A 21,138-nucleotide genomic window follows, 5' to 3' on the forward strand; every position below is an offset into this window, starting at 1 on the left:
GAGATTTAAGTCATGGCAGAAGCACTCGTGGACAACGCACCCGCCAAGGCAGATGGCAAGCCGCCGCTGTTTGGCCTGTCGTTCCTGGAAAACCTCTCCGAAATGACCATGCTGCGTCAGGTGGGCCTGATGGTCGGCCTGGCCGCCAGCGTGGCGATTGGTTTTGCCGTGGTGCTGTGGTCGCAGCAACCTGATTACCGGCCGCTGTACGGCAGCCTGGCGGGCATGGACTCCAAGCAGATCATGGAAACCCTGGCCGCCGCCGACATCGCCTACACCGTGGAGCCCAACTCCGGGGCCCTGCTGGTCAAGGCCGACGACGTGGCTCGTGCACGCATGAAGCTTGCCGCCGCCGGCGTGACCCCGTCCGACAGCAATATCGGTTTTGAGATCCTCGACAAGGACCAGGGCCTGGGCACCAGCCAGTTCATGGAAGCCACCCGCTACCGCCGTGGCCTTGAAGGCGAGCTGGCACGCACCATCTCCAGCTTGAACAACGTCAAGGGCGCCCGCGTGCACCTGGCCATCCCGAAAAGCTCGGTGTTTGTACGCGACGAGCGCAAGCCCAGCGCCTCGGTATTGGTTGAACTGTTTGCTGGCCGCTCCCTGGAGCCTGGCCAGGTCCTGGCGATCGTCAACCTGGTCGCCACCAGCGTGCCCGAGCTGAGCAAATCGCAGATCACCGTGGTGGACCAGAAGGGCAACCTGCTGTCCGACCAGGCGGAAAACTCCGCGCTGACCCAGGCCGGCAAGCAGTTCGACTACAGCCGTCGCGTCGAAAGCATGCTCACCCAGCGTGTGCACAACATCCTGCAACCGGTGCTGGGCAACGACCGCTACAAGGCCGAAGTGTCGGCCGATGTGGACTTCAGCGCCGTCGAGTCGACCTCCGAGCAATTCAACCCGGACCAGCCTGCCTTGCGCAGTGAGCAGTCCACCAGCGAACAACGCACCGCCGCCAATGGCCCGCCGCAAGGTGTGCCGGGCGCATTGAGCAACCAGCCGCCAGCCCCGGCTTCGGCGCCGCAAACCACCGGTGGCGCTACTGCCAGTGCTGGCGCGATTCAGCCAGGCCAGCCCCTGCTGGATGCCAACGGCCAGCAAATCATGGACCCGGCCACTGGCCAGCCGATGCTCGCCCCGTACCCGGCGGACAAACGTAACCAGTCCACCAAGAACTTCGAGCTCGACCGTTCCATCAGCCACACCAAGCAACAACAGGGTCGCGTCAATCGCCTGTCGGTGTCGGTGGTGGTGGATGACCAGGTCAAGGTCAATGCCGCTGACGGCGCCGTCACCCGTGCGCCATGGAGCGCCGACGAATTGGCGCGCTTCACCCGTCTGGTGCAGGACGCTGTGGGTTTTGACGCCAGCCGTGGTGACAGTGTCAGCGTGATCAACATGCCGTTCTCCGCCGAGCGTGGCGAAGTGATCGCTGAACCGGCGTTCTACTCGCAGCCGTGGTTCTGGGACATCGTCAAGCAAGTGCTGGGTGTGTTGTTCATCCTGGTGCTGGTGTTTGGCGTGCTGCGCCCGGTGCTCAACAACATCACCGGCAACGGCAAAAAACAGCTGGCCCTGGCCGGTGGCGACGTCGAACTGGGCGGCATGGGCGGCCTCGACGGCGAACTGGCCAACGACCGTGTCAGCCTCGGCGGCCCGCAAAGCATCCTGTTGCCAAGCCCGAGCGAAGGCTATGACGCTCAGTTGAACGCAATCAAGAGTCTGGTGGCAGAAGATCCGGGCCGTGTGGCCCAGGTCGTGAAAGAGTGGATCAACGCAGATGAGTGATAATCGAGCCGCTGTTGCCAAGCTCACCAAGGTCGACAAAGCCGCAGTCCTGCTGCTGTCCCTCGGTGAAACCGACGCCGCCCAAGTGCTGCGCCACATGGGGCCCAAAGAGGTTCAGCGTGTGGGCGTGGCCATGGCGCAGATGCGCAATGTGCACCGCGAACAAGTCGAGCAAGTGATGAGCGAGTTCGTCGAGATCGTCGGCGACCAGACCAGCCTGGGCGTCGGCTCCGACAGCTACATCCGCAAGATGCTCACCTCGGCCCTGGGCGAAGACAAGGCCAACGGCCTGATCGACCGCATCCTGCTCGGTGGCAACACCAGCGGCCTCGACAGCCTGAAATGGATGGAGCCCCGCGCCGTTGCCGACGTGATCCGCTACGAACACCCGCAGATCCAGGCGATCGTGGTGGCGTACCTGGACCCCGACCAGGCCGGTGAAGTCCTCGGCCACTTCGACCATAAGGTGCGCCTGGACATCATCCTGCGCGTGTCGTCGCTGAACACCGTACAGCCGGCAGCGCTGAAAGAGCTCAACACGATTCTGGAGAAGCAGTTCTCCGGCAACTCGAATGCCTCGCGCACCACCTTGGGCGGTATCAAGCGCGCGGCCGATATCATGAACTTCCTCGACAGCTCGGTCGAAGGCCAGTTGATGGACTCGATCCGCGAGATCGACGACACCCTGTCCGGCCAGATCGAAGACCTCATGTTCGTGTTCAACAACCTCTCCGATGTCGACGACCGTGGCATCCAGGCGTTGCTGCGCGAAGTGTCTTCCGACGTGCTGGTGCTGGCCCTCAAGGGCTCGGACGAAAACGTCAAAGAGAAGATCTTCAAGAACATGTCCAAGCGTGCCTCGGAACTGCTGCGCGACGACCTGGAAGCCAAAGGTCCGGTGCGGGTCAGCGACGTGGAAACCGCGCAGAAAGAAATCCTCACCATTGCCCGCCGTATGGCCGAAGCCGGAGAAATCGTTCTCGGCGGGAAGGGCGGCGAAGAAATGATCTAAGGCGCCTTTCATGTCGAACAAAGATGAGGCGCCCAGCGATCTGATTCGCGCGCGGGACGTCGGTGGGTTTGACATCTGGTCGTTGCCCAGCTTCGATCCACATGTGCCCGAGCCTGAGCCTGAACCGGTTGAAGAGCCGCCGGCGGAAATGGAAGAAGTGCCGCTGGATGAAGTCCAGCCACTGACCCTCGAAGAATTGGAAGCTATCCGCCAGGAGGCCTACAACGAGGGCTTCGCGGCGGGTGAAAAAGATGGTTTTCGCAGCACCACTCTCAAGGTCCGTCAGGAAGCCGAGGAGGCGCTGAGCGCCAAATTGGCCAGCCTGGAGCGCTTGATGGGCGGCCTGTTCGACCCCATCGCCGAGCAGGATTCGCAGATCGAAAAAGCCATGGTCGAGCTGGTGCAGCACATCGCCCGCCAGGTGATCCAGCGTGAGTTGGTGCTGGACTCCAGCCATATCGAAAGCGTGATGCGCGAAGCCCTCAAGCTGCTGCCCCTGGGCGTCGGCAATGTACGGCTGTACATCAACCCCCAGGATTTTGAACAGGTCAAAGCCCTGCGCGAGCGCCATGAAGAAACCTGGCGCATCGTCGAGGACGCGTCGTTGCAGCCCGGTGGTTGTCGAGTCGAAACCGAGCACAGCCGCATCGATGCCACGGTGGAAACCCGCATCAGCCAGATCATGGCCAAGCTGCTGGATCAGGCCCACGAGCAGGTGTTGAACCCTGCCGAGCCAGACCTGAGCGTGGACCTGGACGCCCCCGATGCGCCTTGATCGCACCAGTTTCGCCAAGCGCTTGAGCGGTTACGCCGAAGCCGCCGAGTTGCCTGGTCAGCCGATCCTTGAAGGACGCCTGTTGCGCATGGTCGGCCTGACCCTCGAAGCCGAAGGCCTGCGTGCTGCCATGGGTAGCCGTTGCATGGTGATCAACGACGACAGCTACCACCCGGTGCAGGTCGAAGCCGAAGTCATGGGCTTTTCCGGCAGCAAGATTTTCCTGATGCCCGTGGGCAGCCTGGCGGGCATTGCCCCCGGCGCGCGCGTGGTGCCCTTGGCCGATACCGGCCGCCTGCCGATGGGCATGAGCATGCTCGGCCGCGTGCTTGATGGCGCCGGTCGCGCGCTGGATGGCAAAGGCGGCATGAAGGCCGAAGACTGGGTGCCGATGGATGGCCCCACCATCAATCCGCTCAACCGTAACCCCATCAGCGTGCCGCTGGACGTGGGCATCCGCAGCATCAACGGATTATTGACGGTCGGCCGCGGCCAGCGTCTGGGCCTGTTTGCCGGTACGGGCGTGGGTAAGTCGGTACTGCTGGGCATGATGACGCGCTTTACCGAGGCCGACATCATCGTGGTGGGGCTGATCGGTGAGCGGGGCCGCGAGGTGAAGGAATTCATCGAGCACAGCCTTGGTGAAGAAGGCCTCAAGCGTTCGGTCGTCGTCGCTTCCCCGGCGGACGATGCACCACTGATGCGTTTGCGCGCCGCCATGTACTGCACACGCATCGCCGAATACTTTCGTGACAAGGGCAAGAACGTGCTGTTGCTGATGGATTCGCTCACGCGTTTCGCCCAGGCCCAGCGGGAAATCGCCCTGGCCATCGGTGAACCACCGGCCACCAAGGGGTATCCGCCCTCGGTGTTCGCCAAGCTGCCCAAGCTGGTGGAACGTGCCGGTAATGCCGAGGCGGGCGGGGGCTCGATCACGGCGTTCTATACCGTGCTGTCCGAAGGTGATGACCAGCAAGACCCGATTGCTGACTCGGCGCGGGGTGTGCTCGACGGCCACATTGTGCTGTCGCGGCGTTTGGCCGAAGAGGGGCATTACCCGGCCATCGATATCGAAGCGTCCATCAGCCGGGTGATGCCGGCGGTGGTGACGCCGGAGCATATGATTCGCGCGCAACAATTCAAGCAGTTATGGTCGCGCTACCAACAGAGCCGCGATCTGATCAGCGTCGGCGCCTACGTGGCGGGCGGCGATCGCGACACCGACCTCGCCATCGCCCTGCAACCGCAACTGGTGACCTACTTGCGCCAAGGCCTCAACGACAAGATCAGCATGGGTGAAAGCGAAGCGCACCTGCAGTCGATCTTCGCCCCGGCGCCGGGCGGCTAAGCCATGGCCAACAGCCGCGCCGCACGCCTGGCTCCGGTGGTGGACATGGCCGAAAAGGCCGAGAAAACCGCCGTGCAGCGCCTGGGTTACTTCCAGGGGCAGGTGCGCTTGGCCGAGAGCAAGCTGGGCGACCTGGAGCGCTTTCGGGGCGAATACCAGCAACAGTGGATCGAGCGTGGCGCCAAAGGTGTGTCCGGCCAATGGCTGATGGGCTACCAGGGCTTTCTCAACCAACTGGAAACGGCTGTCGGCCAGCAGCGCCAGAGCCTGGCGTGGCACCAGAACAACCTCGATAAAGCCCGCGAAAGCTGGCAAGCCGCGTTTGCCCGGGTCGAAGGCCTGCGCAAGCTGGTGCAGCGCTATATCGACGAGGCGCGGGCCATCGAAGACAAGCGTGAACAGAAGCTGCTCGACGAACTCTCCCAACGCATGCCGCGCAAAGACGTCTATTGACAGTTGCCCATGGCGCCTTCTCCTGCTAAACCTTGTGTCATTGCCAATGACAAGGAAGCAGTCGCATGTCAGTCGAGTCAGACGTATCCCTGGATGGGAAGAAGTTAACGATCGTGGTCAAAGGCCGGTTCGATTTCGGCAGCCACCAGACGTTTCGTGATGCCTACGAACGGTTTTACAAGGTTCCCGAGTCGTACGTCGTCGACTTGAAGGAAACCACCTACATGGACAGTTCGGCCTTGGGCATGCTCCTGCTCCTGCGTGACCACGCGGGTGGCGACCAGTCGGAGGTCAGGGTGGTCAATAGCAACTCAGACGTGCGCAAGATCCTCGCCATCTCCAACTTCGACAAGCTGTTCGACATCAGTTGAGCGCCCTGGCCCCGGTCCTTGAACCGCTGACGATCCTGATTGCCGAAGACAGCGCCGCCGATTTGCTGTTGCTGTCGACCATCGTGCGGCGCCAAGGTCACCAGGTACTCACGGCCACCAATGGCGCTGAAGCGGTCGACGTGTTTAGCCGTGAGCGCCCGCAACTGGTGTTGATGGATGCCCTGATGCCGGTGATGGACGGCTTTGAGGCGGCACGGCGGATCAAGCAGTTGGCGGGTGAAGAGTTGGTGCCGCTGATTTTCCTCACCTCCCTGCGCGAGAGCGAAGCGCTGGCCCAGTGCCTGGATGCCGGCGGTGATGACTTCCTGCCCAAACCCTACAACCAGCTTATTCTCGCGGCGAAGATCAACGCCATGGACCGCCTGCGTCGGTTGCAGGCGACGGTCTTGCAGCAGCGCGACCTGATCGCCAAGCATCACGACTATCTCCTGCATGAGCAGCGAGTGGCCAAGGCGGTGTTCGATAAGGTCGCGCATTCGGGCTGTATCAATGCCGCGCCGAATATTCGCTACCTGCAATCGCCCTATGCGCTGTTCAACGGTGACCTGTTGTTGGCGGCCTACACGCCGTCCGGTGATATGCACGTGCTGCTCGGCGACTTCACCGGCCATGGCCTGCCGGCAGCGGTGGGGGCCATGCCTCTGGCGGAAGTGTTCTATGGCATGACCGCCAAAGGCTATGGCCTCGCGCAGACCCTGCGGGAGATGAACGCCAAACTCAAACGTATCCTGCCGGTGGACATGTTCTGCTGCGCCACCCTGTTGTGCCTGAGCACGCAGCGACGGGTGGTGGAGGTATGGAACGGCGGCATGCCCGAAGGCTACAGGCATGAAATCGCCACCGGCCGGCGCACGCCGCTGGAATCGCGGCACTTGCCGTTGGGGGTACTGTCGGCGCAAGCCTTTGATGATCGTACTGAAGTCTGGCCCATGGCCCTGGGTGACCGGGTGTTCCTGCTGTCTGATGGGGTGTTGGATACCGCCGATGCCAACGATCAACTGTTCGGCGCTGAACGCTTGCAACAGGTGTTTGCCGCCAATCGCGAGCCTGATCGTTTATTTGAAGACATCGAACAGGCCCTGGCGGCGTTTCGCGGTGAAGTGCGCGATGACGTGAGCATGGTGGAAATCACCTTGCAGCCTGACCAGCAACTGCGCGCCACGGGGCCGTTGTATGCGGACAGCGGGCAGTCGTGTCCGCTGGATTGGTCGGTGAGTTTCGAGTTTCGCGCCGAGACCTTGAAGCGTTACAACCCGTTGCCGTATCTACTGCAACTGTTGTTGGAGATTCATGGGTTGCGTGAGCAAAGTGGGGCGCTCTACAGCGTGATGGCGGAGCTGTATTCCAATGCCCTTGAGCACGGCGTCTTGGGTCTGGACTCTCGGCTCAAGCGTGACGCCCAAGGGTTTGCCGAGTATTACCGTCAGCGTAATGACCGCCTCGCGCAACTCAATAGCGGGTATATACGGGTGCATGTGCAGGTGGTGCCGATCGGGGCGGGTGGGAAGATGACCCTGCGCATTGAAGACAGCGGTTCGGGGTTTGATGTGGAGCAGGTGCTGGCGCGGCCGCTGGATATCGACCGTCTGTCTGGCCGTGGCTTGAGTCTGGTACGGCAGTTGAGCAGCGAGGTAGGCTGGTCGGATGGTGGGCGCAGTGTGTGCGTGGAGTTTTCCTGGGAGGCTCTGGCATAATCCGCCGATTCTTGATCAAGGAGCGAGCAAGTGGTTGATCTACATCTGGACCCGGCGGTGTTGTCGGGTTTGCAGGAAGTCATGGAAGGCGAGTATCCGAAGTTGCTTGATACCTTTCTCGATGATTCCCAGAAGCGCGTCGAGGCGCTGCGCAAGGCGCGGGATGATGCGAAGGCGTTGGGGCGGATTGCGCATAGTTTCAAGGGGAGTAGCGGTAACCTTGGGGCGGTGCGGTTGGCGCAGTTGTGTCAGCGGCTGGAGGTTGAGTCGGTTGAATCCACTACGGATTTGGGGGCGCTCGTGGATCAGATTGATCATGAGTTTGCGTTGGTTAAGCCGATGTATGAGTCGGAGCGGCAGCGGTTTGGGGTTTGAGTCGCTGTAAGCGCGAAGCCCTAAGCGGCCGTTACCGAGAAAATGGATATTTACTCGGTCGATATACCAACCTGGCCCAACTCTTGCTCTACCTCCAGATACTGCATCCCCGATCCCTATGCAGTGGAGACCTTTACCTATGCCAGTCGCCCCGAATTCGCTCCTTCAGGCTGCCCCCGCGGCCAAGCCTCAAGCGCCCACCGCCAACCCACCGGCAGTGGCAGCGGACCCACGGGACAAGGGCCCTGGCTTCGCTCAAGTGTTTGCCAGCCAGGGTTCCAAGCCCACGGCCAAGGCCGACGACAACGCGCCCAAATCCACCGCAGGCAAGCCTTCCGACGCCAGCGCCAAGCCGGCAGCGGGCAACGACAAGCCTGCCGCCAGCACACCAGCCGTTGCCGATAGCGGCAAACCCTTGCCTGCCACACCTCCGGCCAACACCGACGACAGTGCCAGCAAGGATGACGACGCGCCCGCCGACCCGTCCCTGGTGCAGCAGCCCCCGGTGGACCCGGTCGTCGACCCTGCATTGATTGCCACCGTCACCCCGGTGGCCGTGCCGGTTGAAACCCCAGCGCCTGTCACCAACAAGGATGAAAAAGCCCTGCCGGTGGTGGCGGCGCCGGTCGCTGCGACTGAGCAGGCCAAGCCGGCCTTCGATCCAGAGGCCGATCCCCTGGACGCCATGCCCGCCGTGCGCCTGGCGATGGAGCAGGGCGGTCACGTGTCGGCCAGCAGTCAGGCCCAGGCAAAAAACGCTCCGGCACCGACCCTGGATCAACCCACCGCCGCACAGAACTTTGCCGCAGGCCTGGCCACTATGGTCGACCAGCAAGCCACCAAGGACAGCACTGACCAGGGCGGTGACAAGGCTTTCAGCGGGCTGATCGACGACGGTCTCAAGGACCTGAAGAACGCCAGCAGCGACACCCGTGTCGATGACTTCGCCAACCGTCTGGCCGCGTTGACGCAAGCCGCCACGCCGAAGACCGCCAACGCCTTGCCGCCGGTGACCAATGCACCATTGGCCATGCACCAGAGCGGCTGGACCGACGAAATCGTCAACCGCGTGATGTACCTGTCCAGCGCCAACCTCAAGTCGGCGGAGATCCAGTTGCAGCCGGCTGAACTCGGTCGCCTGGACATCAAGGTCAACATGACCGCCGACCAGCAGGCCCAGGTCAACTTCATGAGCGCCCATCCGGTGGTACGTGAAGCGTTGGAAAGCCAGTCCGGCCGTTTGCGGGAGATGTTCGCCCAGCAGGGCATGGGCCAAGTGGATGTGAACGTGTCCGACCAGTCCCGTGGCCAGGAGCAACAGCAGCAACAGGCCCAGACCCGTGGCGTGAGCGGCAGCGGCGGGCGCGGTGGTGATAACAGCGACAGTGGTAGCCACATTGATGTGGCTGAAGCCGTGGCGCCGGTCACCTCAACCGTAATCGGCTCCAGCGCCGTCGATTACTACGCCTGACTCGAGCCCTGCACAGGCCCAAATGTGGGAGCGGGCTTGCTCGCGAAAGCGGTGTATCAGTCGCTGAATCAGTCGACTGACCTATTGCTTTCGCGAGCAAGCCCGCTCCCGCATGGGACCTGTTCCATGGCCAATATCGTAGCCCTCTTCCAAATCCACCAGACAACTCTGGCATAACACTTGCTCTTGCCTTTCCGTAGATCTATGAATTCCCGAATAGTGACGGATTATTGGCATGGCGAAGAGCGACGACGCAGCAAAAGCACCCGCAGGCAAAGGTAAGCTCAAGCTTATCCTGTTGATAGTCGTGGGCCTGCTCCTGGCCATCGGCGCCTCGGTCGGCGGCACTTGGTACATTATGCACAGCAATGCCAGCAAGCCGGCACCCGCTGCCGAAACCGCCAGTAACGTCAAGCAACCGGCAATCTTCGAGCCGATGCTTCCGGCCTTTGTCGCCAACTTCAATCAGAACGGTCGTCAGCGTTACCTGCAGGTGAGCATCACGTTGCTGGCCCGCAACCAGTCGGACCTGGACGCCCTCAAGGTGCACATGCCAGTGATCCGCAACAACCTGGTGATGCTGTTCTCCAGTCAGGCCTTCGACACACTTGCCACCCCGGTGGGCCAGGAAATGCTGCGCCAGAAGGTCACGGCCAGCGTGCAGGAAGTGGCCCAGAAGGAACTCGGCAAAGTCGTGGTCGAGCAGGCGCTCTTCACTAACTTCGTATTGCAGTAGGATCACGACATGGCCGTGCAAGACCTGCTGTCCCAGGATGAAATCGACGCGCTGCTGCATGGCGTCGACGATGGTCTGGTACAGACCGAAATGGCTGCCGAGCCCGGCAGCGTCAAAAGTTATGACCTCACCAGCCAGGATCGTATCGTCCGTGGGCGCATGCCGACCCTGGAGATGATCAACGAACGTTTCGCCCGTTACACCCGCATCAGCATGTTCAACATGCTGCGCCGTTCGGCGGACGTGGCGGTGGGCGGCGTGCAGGTGATGAAGTTCGGCGAGTACGTGCACTCGCTGTACGTGCCCACCAGCCTCAACCTGGTCAAGATCAAGCCGCTGCGCGGCACCGCGCTGTTCATCCTCGATGCCAAACTGGTGTTCAAGCTGGTGGACAACTTCTTCGGTGGCGACGGCCGTCACGCCAAGATCGAAGGGCGTGAGTTCACGCCTACCGAACTGCGTGTGGTGCGCATGGTGCTGGAACAGGCTTTCATCGACTTGAAAGAAGCCTGGCAGGCGATCATGGAAGTCAATTTCGAGTACATCAACTCGGAAGTGAACCCGGCCATGGCCAACATCGTCGGACCCAGCGAAGCCATCGTGGTGTCGACCTTCCACATCGAACTCGATGGCGGTGGCGGCGACCTGCACGTGACCATGCCGTACTCGATGATCGAGCCGGTGCGCGAGATGCTCGACGCCGGCTTCCAGTCCGACCTGGACGACCAGGACGAACGCTGGGTCAAGGCTCTGCGCGAAGACCTGCTGGACGTCGACGTTCCACTGAGCGCCACCGTGGCCCGTCGCCAATTGCGCCTGCGCGATATTTTGCACATGCAGCCGGGGGACATTATCCCCGTCGAATTGCCGGAAGAAATGATCATGCGCGCCAACGGCGTGCCGTCGTTCAAGGTCAAGCTCGGTTCCCACAAGGGCAACCTGGCACTGCAAGTGGTCGAGCCGATCAACCGTCGCTGATTCGCCCTAATTAATTTATGAATGTTTGCTCCGCCGAGGACATGTAATGGCTACCGAACACGAAAACACTTCCGCCGAAGACCAGGCCCTGGCTGACGAATGGGCGGCAGCCTTGGAAGAAACCGGCGATGTCGGCCAGGACGACATTGACGCGCTGCTGGCCGCTGACGCCGCCACCGCGCCGGCCGGCAACCGCCTGCCGATGGAAGAATTCGGCAGCGTGCCGAAAAACAACGAACCGGTGACCCTCGACGGCCCGAACCTGGATGTGATCCTCGACATCCCGGTGTCGATCTCCATGGAAGTCGGCAGCACCGAAATCAACATTCGCAACCTGCTGCAACTCAACCAGGGCTCGGTGATCGAGTTGGACCGCCTGGCCGGCGAACCGCTGGACGTGCTGGTCAACGGCACCCTGATTGCCCACGGAGAAGTGGTGGTGGTCAACGAGAAGTTCGGCATCCGCCTGACCGACGTGATCAGCCCGAGCGAACGCATCAAGAAGTTGCGCTGATATGAAGTATTCGATGGCGGGACTGTTTCTGGCGCTGCCATTGAGCGCCCTGGCGGCTGAACCGGCCGCGCACGCGACCGCCGCGGCTGCGCCGGTGGTAAGCAGCGGTATCGGCGGGCAATTGACCCAGTTGGTGCTGGGCCTGTTGCTGGTGGTGGGTTTGATCTTCGCACTGGCGTGGTTGCTGCGCCGCGTGCAGCGCGTGGGGCCGGGCAACGGCCAGGTGATCGAGATGATCGGTTCCCGCGCCCTCGGCCCGCGTGATCGGCTGGTGCTGGTGCAAGTGGGCGAGGAGCAGATCCTGCTGGGCATCACGCCCGGTCGCATTACCCCGCTGCATGTGCTCAAAACCCCGGTGAGCGTGGATCAGAACCCGCCCGCCACGCCAGAATTCGCCCAGCGCCTGATGGAATTGCTGGGCAAGGATCAGAAGGATAAGAAGTAATGCGCGTTTTATTGACGCTCATGCTGTTGCTGGCGGCGCCATTGGCGTTTGGCGCCGACCCGTTGTCGATCCCGGCGATTACGCTGGGGACCAACGCGACCGGCGCGCAGGAATACTCGGTCAGCCTGCAGATCCTGCTGATCATGACGGCGCTGAGCTTTATCCCGGCGTTCGTCATGCTGATGACCAGCTTCACGCGGATCATCATCGTGTTCTCGATCCTGCGCCAGGCCCTGGGCCTGCAGCAGACGCCGTCGAACCAGATCCTCACCGGCATGGCCCTGTTCCTGACGCTGTTCATCATGGCGCCGGTGTTCGACAAGGTGAACCAGCAAGCCCTGCAACCTTACCTGGCGGAAAAAATGACCGCCCAGGACGCAATCGACAAGGCCCAGGGCCCGATCAAGGACTTTATGCTGTCGCAGACCCGCTCCAGCGACCTTGAACTGTTCATGCGCCTGTCCAAGCGGACCGACATCGCTACGCCGGATCAGGCGCCGCTGACGATCCTAGTGCCGGCGTTCGTCACGTCGGAATTGAAGACCGCATTCCAGATCGGTTTCATGATCTTCATCCCGTTCCTGATCATCGACCTGGTGGTGGCGAGCGTGCTGATGGCCATGGGTATGATGATGCTGTCGCCGCTGATCATTTCGTTGCCGTTCAAGATCATGCTGTTTGTGCTGGTGGACGGCTGGGCGCTGATTATCGGCACCCTGGCCGGCAGTTTCGGCGGGGTATAGCGCGATGACGCCAGAAGTAGCTGTCGACCTGTTCCGTGAAGCGCTGTGGCTGACCACCGTGATGGTCGCCGTGCTGGTAGTGCCAAGCCTGTTGGTGGGCCTGCTGGTGGCGATGTTCCAGGCCGCGACCCAGATCAACGAACAGACCTTGAGCTTTTTGCCGCGTCTGCTGGTGATGCTGGTTACCCTGATCGTGGCCGGCCCTTGGCTGGTGCAGACATTCATGGAATACATCCTGCAGTTGTACGGCAGTATTCCGCAGTTGATCGGCTGACCTGATGCAGTCGTTGCTGGCGTTGACCGACACCCAGATCAGCACCTGGGTGGCGTCTTTCATCCTGCCAATGTTCCGGGTGACGGCGATGTTGATGGCCATGCCGGTGTTTGGTACCACCCTCGTACCACGCCGCGTGCGCCTGTACTTTGCGGTGGCGATTACCGTGGTGATCGTGCCGGGCTTACCGCCGATGCCGCCGGTCAATGCCATCGATCTCAGTGCGTTGCTGTTGATTGCCGAGCAGATCCTGATCGGCGCGCTGATGGGCTTTTCCCTGACGCTGTTTTTCCAGGCCTTTGTGGTGGCCGGCCAAATCATCTCGATCCAGATGGGCATGGGCTTCGCCTCCATGGTCGACCCTACTAACGGTGTGTCGGCGGCGGTAATCGGTCAATTCCTGACCATGCTGGTGACCTTGCTGTTCCTGGCGATGAATGGCCATCTGGTGGCGTTCGAGGTGATGACCGAAAGCTTCACCACCTTGCCGGTAGGGTCGGGGTTGGTGGTCAATCACTTCTGGGAGGTCGTCGGACGCCTGGGTTGGGTATTCGGCGCGTCGCTGTTGCTGGTGTTGCCGGCGATTACCGCGTTGCTGGTGGTCAACATCGCGTTCGGCGTGATGACCCGTGCGGCGCCGCAATTGAACATCTTCTCGATTGGCTTCCCGTTGACCCTGGTATTGGGCATGGGGATTTTCTGGGTCGGCCTGGCCGACATTCTCAATCAGTATCAACCGCTGGCGACCGACGCCTTGCAGTTCTTACGTGATCTGGCACGGGCGCGCTGAGCCATGGCCGAGAGCGAGAGTGGTCAGGACAAAACAGAAGACCCCACGGAGAAACGCAAAAAAGACTCCAGGGAAAAGGGCGAGATTGCGCGCTCCAAAGAGCTGAATACCGTTGCCACCATGATGGCGGGTGCCGGCGCCTTGCTGATCTACGGTGGCGGCCTGGCGCTGGACCTGATGGAGTTGATGAAGCACAACTTCACTTTGCCCCGCGACGTGTTGCTCAATCCCGATGCCATGGGCCAATACCTGCTGCACTCGGGCAAGATCGCGATCCTGGCGGTACAACCGATTCTGATCACCTTGCTGCTGGCTGCACTGATCGGCCCGGTCGCCCTGGGTGGCTGGCTGTTCGCCGCCGGCAGCATGGCGCCCAAGTTCAGTCGGATGAACCCTGCTGCGGGGCTCAAGCGCATGTTTTCCACCAAGGCCCTGGTGGAGTTGCTCAAGGCCCTGGCCAAATTCATTCTGATCCTGTTTGTGGCGCTGATGGTGTTGTCGTCCGACATCGACGACCTGCTGCGCATCGCCCATGAACCGCTGGAGTCGGCAATCATCCACAGCGTGCAAGTGGTGGGCTGGAGCGCGTTGTGGATGGCCGCCGGGCTGATCATCATTGCTGCCGTGGATGCGCCGATCCAGCTGTGGGAAAGCCACAAGAAATTGCTGATGACCAAGCAGGAAGTGCGCGACGAGCACAAGGACCAGGAAGGTCGCCCAGAGGTCAAACAGCGTATTCGCCAGCTGCAGCGCGAAATGTCCCAGCGCAAGATGATGGCCGCGGTGCCCGACGCCGACGTGGTCATCACCAACCCGACCCACTATGCGGTAGCCCTCAAGTACGACCCGGAGAAGGGTGGCGCGCCGATGCTGCTGGCCAAGGGCAGCGACTTTACCGCGCTGAAAATCCGCGAAATCGCCGTGGCCAATGACATCCTGCTGCTGGAATCGCCGGAACTGGCGCGGTCGATCTTCTATTCCACTGACCTGGACCAGGAAATCCCGGCCGGGCTCTACCTGGCCGTGGCCCAGGTGCTGGCGTATGTCTATCAGATCCGCCAGTACCGCGCGGGCAAGGGCAAGCGGCCTGACCCGCTCAAGGACCTGCCAATCCCCCCGGACCTGCGCCGCGATTCCTGATCGGCTCCGCCTTACCATTCCTCCTGATCGCCCGTCTACCTGTCAACTTTGACAGTAGTCATCCTCTGCGTCTCGCAGTTCTACTACAACCAGCACTGCGCGCAGGCGGTAAACAAGATGCAGGGAGAGGTGGTTTTGAAGGTGTTCAGAGGCACAGTCAAATCTTATGACCGCAAGACAGGGAAAGGTTGGATTGCCCTGGAAGGTGAGGATGACGTGCAAGTGGATCTCTTCGGTTCATGCGGCATTTGGCTTGCCGTGGGCCAGCAAGTGGAATTTCGCATGATCCACCGACCCTGTGGCGTCTATGCGTTAGACGCCACAGTTGTCCCGCACGTCCTTGAATGAGATGTGAGGAGAACGGAAATGGCAACAGGCACGGTGAAATGGTTTAACGCGGAGAAGGGGTTTGGGTTTATTACCCCTGACGATGGCAGCGCTGACGTTTTTGTCCACTATTCGGCGATCAAGAGCGACGGTTTCAAGACCCTTGAAGAGGGGCAAAAAGTCGAGTTCGAGGTTACCCAAGGCGCCAAAGGTGCTCAGGCTGAAAACGTCCGCGTCCTATGAACTTCATGATTGTTTCAGTAGACGCTAAAAAAGCGTCGACTGGGTGTACGGAGACTAGTTAGCGGCTTTCCCAGGGGCCGCCTTAACACCTTGTCGGACATTTCCGCTGTAGCAGCAGGCGGACACAAATCCAAACTGTGGGAGCGGGCTTGCTCGCGAATGCTGACGATCAGTCGCCAGACATGCTGGCTGACCCTCCGCCTTCGCGAGCAAGCCCGCTCCCACATTTGAATCGATTTACACTTTTTTTTGGGGGGGGGCGGTTGCTTGTGAGCTCATCAACGCTCGCGCCGCAAGCGATGTAACCGGGAAAACAAAAGTTGGAAGGCTTCTTGCAATACCACCTGCAAGACGCCTGACCGCGTCAAAACTTTGCTTCAAGGAAACGAGGAATACCGGTGGTGGATCGCTCTCAAATGCTCGGCACGGCCCGGACGACCCTGACTGACCTCTCGCGAGGCAATCTGGGTGTGCCGTTGTTGTTGCTGGTGATGCTGGCAATGATGATGTTGCCGATGCCGCCGTTCCTGCTGGACGTGTTCTTCACCTTCAACATTGCCCTTTCCGTCGTGGTACTGCTGGTCTGCGTGTACGCCCTGCGGCCCTTGGATTTCGCCGTATTCCCGACCATTCTGCTGGTGGCGACCCTGCTGCGACTGGCGCTCAACGTCGCGTCCACCCGTGTGGTCATGCTCCACGGTCAGGACGGTCACGCTGCCGCCGGTAAGGTGATCCAGGCCTTCGGTGAGGTGGTGATCGGCGGTAACTACGTGGTCGGTATCGTGGTGTTCGCGATCCTGATGATCATCAACTTCGTGGTAGTAACCAAGGGCGCCGGGCGGATTTCCGAGGTGAGCGCGCGGTTTACCCTCGATGCGATGCCCGGCAAGCAGATGGCGATCGACGCTGACCTCAACGCCGGCCTGATCGACCAGAACCAAGCCAAGTCGCGCCGCCTGGAAGTGGCCCAGGAAGCCGAGTTCTACGGTTCCATGGACGGTGCCAGCAAGTTCGTGCGCGGTGATGCCATCGCCGGCCTGCTGATTCTGTTCATCAACCTCATCGGCGGTATGGCCGTGGGTATCTTCCAGCACGGCATGACCTTCGGCGATGCGGGCAAGGTGTACGCCCTGCTGACCATCGGTGACGGTTTAGTGGCGCAATTGCCATCACTGTTGTTATCTACAGCTGCGGCGATCATGGTGACTCGTGCTTCGGGCTCCGAAGACATGGGCAAGCAGATCAGCCGGCAGATGTTTGCCTCGCCCAAGGCCTTGGCCGTGGCGGCGGGCATCATGGCGATCATGGGTATTGTACCGGGCATGCCCCACGTGTCGTTCCTGAGCATGGCAGCCATGGCGGCTGGCGGTGCTTACCTGTTCTGGAAAAAGCAGAATGCGGTCAAGGTCCAGGCCCAGCAAGAGATCGCGCGCCAACAGGAACTGCTGCCTTCCCCGGCCCGCGCTCAGGAAACCAAGGAGCTGGGCTGGGATGACGTGACCCCGATCGACATGATCGGCCTGGAAGTCGGCTACCGCCTGATCCCGCTGGTGGACCGCAACCAGGGCGGCCAATTGCTCGCGCGGATCAAGGGCGTGCGCAAGAAGCTGTCCCAGGACCTGGGCTTTTTGATGCCCACCGTGCACATCCGCGACAACCTCGACCTGGCTCCGAGTGCCTATCGCCTGACCCTCATGGGCGTGATCCTGGCCGAAGCCGAGATCTACCCAGACCGCGAACTGGCGATCAACCCAGGGCAGGTGTTCGGCAGCCTCAACGGTATTACCGCCAAAGATCCGGCTTTTGGCCTGGACGCGGTGTGGATCGAAATCAGCCAGCGCAGCCAGGCACAATCCCTCGGCTACACCGTGGTGGACGCCAGCACCGTGGTCGCCACCCACCTCAACCAGATCCTGTACAAGCACTCCCATGAGCTGATTGGCCATGAGGAAGTCCAGCAATTGATGGGTTTGCTGGCCAAAGCGTCGCCGAAACTGGCCGAAGAGCTGGTGCCGGGTGTGCTGTCGCTGTCGCAGTTGCTCAAGGTGTTGCAGGCGTTGCTGGCCGAACAGGTGCCGGTACGGGACATCCGCAGCATTGCCGAGGCCATCGCCAACAATGCCGCCAAGAGTCAAGATACTGCCGCCCTGGTGGCCGCGGTGCGCGTCGGATTGTCGCGTGCAATCGTCCAAAGCATTGTAGGGCTTGACTCCGAGCTGCCTGTGATCACCTTGGAACCAAGGTTGGAACAAATATTGCTCAATAGTATTCAGAAGGCAGGACAAGGCCAGGAAGAGGGCGTTCTGCTGGAGCCAAGCATGGCTGAGAAGCTGCAGCGTTCGTTGATCGACGCCGCACAGCGCCAGGAAATGCAGGGCCAACCGGTGATTCTGCTGGTGGCAGGCCCCGTCCGGGCGATGTTGTCGCGGTTTGGACGCCTGGCAGTACCGAATTTGCACGTTTTGGCTTATCAGGAAATTCCTGACAACAAGCAAGTGACTATCGTCGCGACAGTAGGCCCCAATGGCTGAGGGTAGTGGGTTATGCAAGTGAAGCGTTTTTTCGCCGCCGATATGCGTCAGGCCATGAAACTGGTTCGTGATGAGCTGGGCGCCGACGCCGCGATTATCGGAAACCGTCGTATTGCCGGCGGTGTCGAGCTGACGGCTGCCCTGGATTACACCCCCCAGGCCCTGGCGCCGCGTGTGCCGAACATGGAGCTCGAAGACGAGCTGCGCAAGACTGCTTCACGCATTGTCTCGGCCCAGGCTGAACTGAGCATGCGCGGCGACAGCGATGCCACCACTAATCGCCAGTTGTTCGCCGGCCTGCCGCTGACCGCTTCCGAGCCGCTGGTCGAGCCGACCTTCAAAGAACCGCCACGTCCTGCTGCGCCTGCTCCGGCGCCTGCGGTTGACCAGCGGGTGTTCGACTCGATGCGCTTTGAACTCAATGGCCTGCGTGAGCTGCTGGAAGTGCAGCTTGGCTCGTTGGCCTGGAACCAGCTGCAAGGCAGCAAGCCGCAACAGGCCAACCTGTGGCGGCGCCTGCAACGTATCGGCTTGTCCGGCCCGTTGTCCCGCGACCTGCTGGCCTTGACCACCGAAATCGAAGAGCCTCGCCAGGCTTGGCGCATGTTGCTGGCCCACCTGGCACGGATGATCGTCACCCCGGAAATCGAACCATTGGAAGAGGGCGGTGTGATCGCCATGGTCGGCCCTGCCGGCATGGGCAAGACCACCACCCTGGCCAAGCTGGCGGCCCGTTACGTACTCAAATACGGCGCACAGAATATCGCGCTGGTGAGCATGGACAGCTACCGTATTGGTGCCCAGGAGCAGCTCAAGACGCTGGGCCGTATTCTCAATGTATCGGTGACTCACGTCGACCCGGGCCAGTCCCTGGCTAACGCCCTCGACCCGCTGCTGCGCAAACGCGTGGTATTGATCGATACCGCCGGCTTGCAAGCCAGCGACCCGGCATTGCGCATGCAGCTTGAAAGCCTGGCCGGACGTGGCATCAAATCGAAAAACTACTTGGTGCTTGCAACCACCAGCCAGAAACAGGTTCTTACCGCTGCGTATCACAGCTACAAACGCTGCGGCCTGGCCGGTTGCATCCTCACCAAGCTCGACGAAACCGCGAGCCTGGGCGAGGTGTTGAGCCTGGCCATCAGTCATGAATTGCCGGTCGCTTACCTGACCGACGGGCCGCGGATCCCGGATGATCTGCATCTGCCGCGCCGTCATCAGTTGGTCAGCCGTGCAGTCAGCGTGCAAATGCAAGAAGAGCCTAGCGAGGAAGCGATGGCTGATATGTTCGCCGACCTTTATCACAACCCGGCAAAACGGGTCGGTTGAGGGCAGGATGAACACCGTGAAATGTATCTACATCGATGGTCTGCAAGCGATTCACGCGGCCAAGCCATGTAGCCTGCGTCTAAGCAAGACAAGGTAAAGAAATAAAATGGGCAGCATGCATCCCGTACAGGTGATCGCGGTGACCGGCGGCAAAGGTGGCGTCGGGAAAACTAACGTGTCAGTGAATTTGTCCCTGGCCCTGGCAGAGCTTGGCCGTCGCGTCATGCTGTTGGATGCTGACCTGGGCCTGGCGAACGTCGACGTTCTGCTGGGGCTGACGCCCAAACATACCCTTGCCGATGTGATCGAGGGCCGCTGCGAGCTGCGCGATGTGCTGCTGCAGGGCCCCGGTGGCATCCGCATCGTGCCGGCTGCCTCGGGCACCCAGAGCATGGTGCACCTGAGCCCGGCGCAGCATGCCGGCCTCATCCAGGCGTTCAGTGATATCGGCGATAACCTCGACGTGCTGGTGATTGACACCGCCGCCGGGATCGGCGAGTCCGTGGTCAGCTTCGTGCGCGCCGCGCAGGAAGTGTTGCTGGTGGTCTGCGACGAACCCACCTCGATCACCGACGCCTACGCCCTGATCAAACTGCTTAACCGTGACTACGGCATGAACCGCTTCCGCGTCTTGGCCAACATGGCCCAGAGCCCGCAGGAAGGGCGCAACCTGTTCGCCAAGTTGACCAAGGTCACGGATCGTTTCCTCGATGTCGCCTTACAATACGTCGGCGCAGTGCCCTACGACGAGTGTGTGCGCAAGGCTGTGCAAAAGCAGCGTGCAGTCTACGAAGCGTTCCCTCGTTCCAAGTGCGCATTGGCGTTCAAGGCTATTGCCCAGAAGGTCGATACCTGGCCGTTGCCCGCCAACCCACGGGGGCATCTGGAGTTTTTCGTCGAGCGATTGGTGCATCAGACGAGCGCAGGACCCGTGCTATGACAGCGACTGGCTACAACGCTTACAAGAGGTCTGCCCGTGACAGTCAGGGCGAGTTGATCGAGCGCTACGCGCCCTTGGTCAAGCGCATTGCCTACCACCTGCTGGCACGCCTGCCGGCCAGCGTCCAGGTCGAAGACCTGATCCAGGCGGGCATGATCGGCCTGCTCGAAGTGTCGACCAAATACGACGCGAGCAAGGGCGCGAGTTTCGAGACGTATGCGGGGATCCGTATCCGTGGCGCGATGCTTGATGAGGTGCGTAAAGGTGACTGGGCGCCGCGTTCGGTGCATCGCAATACGCGCATGGTCAGTGACGCAATTCGCGCAATTGAAGCAAAAACCGGTCGCGACGCTAAAGATCACGAAGTTGCGGCCGAACTCCAATTGAGTCTCGACGATTACTACGGGATTTTGAACGATACCTTGGGCAGCCGCCTGTTCAGTTTCGACGACCTGTTGCAGGACGGCGAACACGAAGGGCTGCACGAGGACGGCGCGAGCGCTCATATGGAGCCATCGCGTGACCTGGAAGATGAGCGTTTCCAGGGGGCGTTGGCGGACGCGATTGCCAATTTGCCGGAGCGTGAGCGACTGGTCTTGGCGTTGTACTACGACGAAGAGCTGAACCTCAAGGAAATCGGTGAGGTCCTGGGGGTCAGCGAGTCGCGGGTCAGCCAGTTGCACAGCCAGTGCGCAGCCCGCTTGCGGGGGCGTTTGGGAGAGTGGCGAGCGCGCTGACAGGCAGTGTGGGGACACTGCAGACGAGACCGCGAGGGCAACCAGCCTTCGCGGTTTCGACCCGTGGTGCCCCGGCAGTCCTTTTTGTGTAATGCCTGTT

At 61.2% G+C, this 21,138-nt stretch carries 22 protein-coding genes; all 22 read left to right on the forward strand.

Annotation, left to right across the window (positions count from 1 at the left end):
* Positions 1 to 12 precede the first annotated feature (12 nt).
* Entirely contained in the window at positions 13 to 1,791 is a 1,779-nt protein-coding gene (gene fliF, locus AC4PS7_RS11050; protein ID WP_010208742.1) for a flagellar basal-body MS-ring/collar protein FliF, read from the forward strand.
* Positions 1,784 to 2,803 (forward strand): flagellar motor switch protein FliG, encoded by a 1,020-nt coding sequence (gene fliG, locus AC4PS7_RS11055; protein WP_010208743.1) that lies wholly within the window; start codon positions 1,784 to 1,786, stop codon positions 2,801 to 2,803. The genes fliF and fliG overlap by 8 nt, the downstream gene beginning before the upstream one ends.
* A gap of 10 nt (positions 2,804 to 2,813) precedes the next feature.
* On the forward strand, positions 2,814 to 3,578 hold the full coding sequence (fliH, locus tag AC4PS7_RS11060; protein WP_042571867.1) for a flagellar assembly protein FliH: 765 nt from the start codon (positions 2,814 to 2,816) through the stop codon (positions 3,576 to 3,578).
* Complete coding sequence (gene fliI / locus AC4PS7_RS11065) at positions 3,568 to 4,926, forward strand: flagellar protein export ATPase FliI (RefSeq protein ID WP_010208746.1); 1,359 nt, start codon at positions 3,568 to 3,570, stop codon at positions 4,924 to 4,926. The genes fliH and fliI overlap by 11 nt, the downstream gene beginning before the upstream one ends.
* Before the next feature lie 3 nt (positions 4,927 to 4,929).
* Positions 4,930 to 5,379, forward strand: a complete 450-nt coding sequence (gene fliJ, locus AC4PS7_RS11070) for a flagellar export protein FliJ (RefSeq protein WP_010208747.1) — start codon at positions 4,930 to 4,932, stop codon at positions 5,377 to 5,379.
* Between the two features lie 65 nt (positions 5,380 to 5,444).
* Complete coding sequence (locus tag AC4PS7_RS11075) at positions 5,445 to 5,750, forward strand: STAS domain-containing protein (RefSeq protein ID WP_010208748.1); 306 nt, start codon at positions 5,445 to 5,447, stop codon at positions 5,748 to 5,750.
* Positions 5,747 to 7,465, forward strand: a complete 1,719-nt coding sequence (locus AC4PS7_RS11080) for an ATP-binding SpoIIE family protein phosphatase (RefSeq protein ID WP_010208749.1) — start codon at positions 5,747 to 5,749, stop codon at positions 7,463 to 7,465. The genes AC4PS7_RS11075 and AC4PS7_RS11080 overlap by 4 nt, the downstream gene beginning before the upstream one ends.
* 30 nt (positions 7,466 to 7,495) lie before the next feature.
* On the forward strand, positions 7,496 to 7,840 hold the full coding sequence (locus AC4PS7_RS11085; RefSeq protein ID WP_010208750.1) for an Hpt domain-containing protein: 345 nt from the start codon (positions 7,496 to 7,498) through the stop codon (positions 7,838 to 7,840).
* 139 nt (positions 7,841 to 7,979) lie between these two features.
* Complete coding sequence (locus AC4PS7_RS11090; RefSeq protein WP_492179405.1) at positions 7,980 to 9,311, forward strand: flagellar hook-length control protein FliK; 1,332 nt, start codon at positions 7,980 to 7,982, stop codon at positions 9,309 to 9,311.
* Between the two features lie 235 nt (positions 9,312 to 9,546).
* Positions 9,547 to 10,047: a flagellar basal body-associated protein FliL gene (gene fliL, locus AC4PS7_RS11095; protein WP_010208753.1), complete on the forward strand. Its 501-nt coding sequence runs from the start codon at positions 9,547 to 9,549 to the stop codon at positions 10,045 to 10,047.
* 9 nt (positions 10,048 to 10,056) lie between these two features.
* The gene (gene fliM / locus AC4PS7_RS11100) at positions 10,057 to 11,025 is read left to right on the forward strand and encodes a flagellar motor switch protein FliM (protein ID WP_010208755.1); all 969 of its coding nucleotides are present in this window, start codon (positions 10,057 to 10,059) and stop codon (positions 11,023 to 11,025) included.
* 46 nt (positions 11,026 to 11,071) lie between these two features.
* Positions 11,072 to 11,539, forward strand: coding sequence for a flagellar motor switch protein FliN (fliN, locus tag AC4PS7_RS11105; RefSeq protein ID WP_010208756.1), 468 nt, complete (start codon positions 11,072 to 11,074; stop codon positions 11,537 to 11,539).
* A 1-nt stretch (position 11,540) separates the two neighbouring features.
* Positions 11,541 to 11,984 carry a flagellar biosynthetic protein FliO gene (gene fliO, locus AC4PS7_RS11110; protein ID WP_010208758.1) on the forward strand — a complete coding sequence of 148 codons (444 nt, stop codon included), beginning with the start codon at positions 11,541 to 11,543 and terminating at the stop codon, positions 11,982 to 11,984.
* Positions 11,984 to 12,727 (forward strand): flagellar type III secretion system pore protein FliP, encoded by a 744-nt coding sequence (fliP, locus tag AC4PS7_RS11115; protein ID WP_010208759.1) that lies wholly within the window; start codon positions 11,984 to 11,986, stop codon positions 12,725 to 12,727. The genes fliO and fliP overlap by 1 nt, the downstream gene beginning before the upstream one ends.
* 4 nt (positions 12,728 to 12,731) lie before the next feature.
* Positions 12,732 to 13,001, forward strand: a complete 270-nt coding sequence (gene fliQ, locus AC4PS7_RS11120; protein ID WP_010208761.1) for a flagellar biosynthesis protein FliQ — start codon at positions 12,732 to 12,734, stop codon at positions 12,999 to 13,001.
* 4 nt (positions 13,002 to 13,005) lie between these two features.
* Positions 13,006 to 13,791 carry a flagellar biosynthetic protein FliR gene (fliR, locus tag AC4PS7_RS11125; RefSeq protein ID WP_021490834.1) on the forward strand — a complete coding sequence of 262 codons (786 nt, stop codon included), beginning with the start codon at positions 13,006 to 13,008 and terminating at the stop codon, positions 13,789 to 13,791.
* A 3-nt stretch (positions 13,792 to 13,794) separates the two neighbouring features.
* Entirely contained in the window at positions 13,795 to 14,931 is a 1,137-nt protein-coding gene (flhB, locus tag AC4PS7_RS11130; RefSeq protein ID WP_010208764.1) for a flagellar biosynthesis protein FlhB, read from the forward strand.
* Between the two features lie 366 nt (positions 14,932 to 15,297).
* Complete coding sequence (cspE, locus tag AC4PS7_RS11135; RefSeq protein ID WP_010208766.1) at positions 15,298 to 15,501, forward strand: transcription antiterminator/RNA stability regulator CspE; 204 nt, start codon at positions 15,298 to 15,300, stop codon at positions 15,499 to 15,501.
* Positions 15,502 to 15,917: 416 nt separating this feature from the next.
* A complete protein-coding gene (flhA, locus tag AC4PS7_RS11140) occupies positions 15,918 to 18,032 on the forward strand; it encodes a flagellar biosynthesis protein FlhA (protein ID WP_197999020.1) in 2,115 nt (704 codons plus the stop codon).
* A gap of 12 nt (positions 18,033 to 18,044) precedes the next feature.
* Positions 18,045 to 19,361, forward strand: a complete 1,317-nt coding sequence (gene flhF, locus AC4PS7_RS11145; RefSeq protein WP_010208769.1) for a flagellar biosynthesis GTPase FlhF — start codon at positions 18,045 to 18,047, stop codon at positions 19,359 to 19,361.
* Positions 19,362 to 19,467: 106 nt separating this feature from the next.
* A complete protein-coding gene (fleN, locus tag AC4PS7_RS11150) occupies positions 19,468 to 20,301 on the forward strand; it encodes a flagellar synthesis regulator FleN (protein ID WP_003192912.1) in 834 nt (277 codons plus the stop codon).
* Entirely contained in the window at positions 20,298 to 21,038 is a 741-nt protein-coding gene (gene fliA, locus AC4PS7_RS11155; RefSeq protein ID WP_010208770.1) for an RNA polymerase sigma factor FliA, read from the forward strand. Before fleN ends, fliA begins: the two co-directional genes overlap by 4 nt.
* Positions 21,039 to 21,138 lie beyond the last annotated feature (100 nt).

Source organism: Pseudomonas sp. DW-iso3, assembly GCF_058725305.1.

Coding starts and splice junctions, on each gene's coding strand:
- fliA (WP_010208770.1), top strand. CDS start 20,298: ATGACAGCGACTGGCTACAACGCTTACAAGAGGTCTGCCCGTGACAGT.
- fliN (WP_010208756.1), top strand. CDS start 11,072: ATGGCTACCGAACACGAAAACACTTCCGCCGAAGACCAGGCCCTGGCT.
- flhA (WP_197999020.1), top strand. CDS start 15,918: ATGCTCGGCACGGCCCGGACGACCCTGACTGACCTCTCGCGAGGCAAT.
- flhB (WP_010208764.1), top strand. CDS start 13,795: ATGGCCGAGAGCGAGAGTGGTCAGGACAAAACAGAAGACCCCACGGAG.
- fliQ (WP_010208761.1), top strand. CDS start 12,732: ATGACGCCAGAAGTAGCTGTCGACCTGTTCCGTGAAGCGCTGTGGCTG.
- fliM (WP_010208755.1), top strand. CDS start 10,057: ATGGCCGTGCAAGACCTGCTGTCCCAGGATGAAATCGACGCGCTGCTG.
- fliF (WP_010208742.1), top strand. CDS start 13: ATGGCAGAAGCACTCGTGGACAACGCACCCGCCAAGGCAGATGGCAAG.
- flhF (WP_010208769.1), top strand. CDS start 18,045: ATGCAAGTGAAGCGTTTTTTCGCCGCCGATATGCGTCAGGCCATGAAA.
- fliI (WP_010208746.1), top strand. CDS start 3,568: ATGCGCCTTGATCGCACCAGTTTCGCCAAGCGCTTGAGCGGTTACGCC.
- fliG (WP_010208743.1), top strand. CDS start 1,784: ATGAGTGATAATCGAGCCGCTGTTGCCAAGCTCACCAAGGTCGACAAA.
- AC4PS7_RS11090 (WP_492179405.1), top strand. CDS start 7,980: ATGCCAGTCGCCCCGAATTCGCTCCTTCAGGCTGCCCCCGCGGCCAAG.
- fliJ (WP_010208747.1), top strand. CDS start 4,930: ATGGCCAACAGCCGCGCCGCACGCCTGGCTCCGGTGGTGGACATGGCC.
- cspE (WP_010208766.1), top strand. CDS start 15,298: ATGGCAACAGGCACGGTGAAATGGTTTAACGCGGAGAAGGGGTTTGGG.
- fleN (WP_003192912.1), top strand. CDS start 19,468: ATGGGCAGCATGCATCCCGTACAGGTGATCGCGGTGACCGGCGGCAAA.
- fliP (WP_010208759.1), top strand. CDS start 11,984: ATGCGCGTTTTATTGACGCTCATGCTGTTGCTGGCGGCGCCATTGGCG.
- fliH (WP_042571867.1), top strand. CDS start 2,814: ATGTCGAACAAAGATGAGGCGCCCAGCGATCTGATTCGCGCGCGGGAC.
- fliL (WP_010208753.1), top strand. CDS start 9,547: ATGGCGAAGAGCGACGACGCAGCAAAAGCACCCGCAGGCAAAGGTAAG.
- fliR (WP_021490834.1), top strand. CDS start 13,006: ATGCAGTCGTTGCTGGCGTTGACCGACACCCAGATCAGCACCTGGGTG.
- fliO (WP_010208758.1), top strand. CDS start 11,541: ATGAAGTATTCGATGGCGGGACTGTTTCTGGCGCTGCCATTGAGCGCC.
- AC4PS7_RS11075 (WP_010208748.1), top strand. CDS start 5,445: ATGTCAGTCGAGTCAGACGTATCCCTGGATGGGAAGAAGTTAACGATC.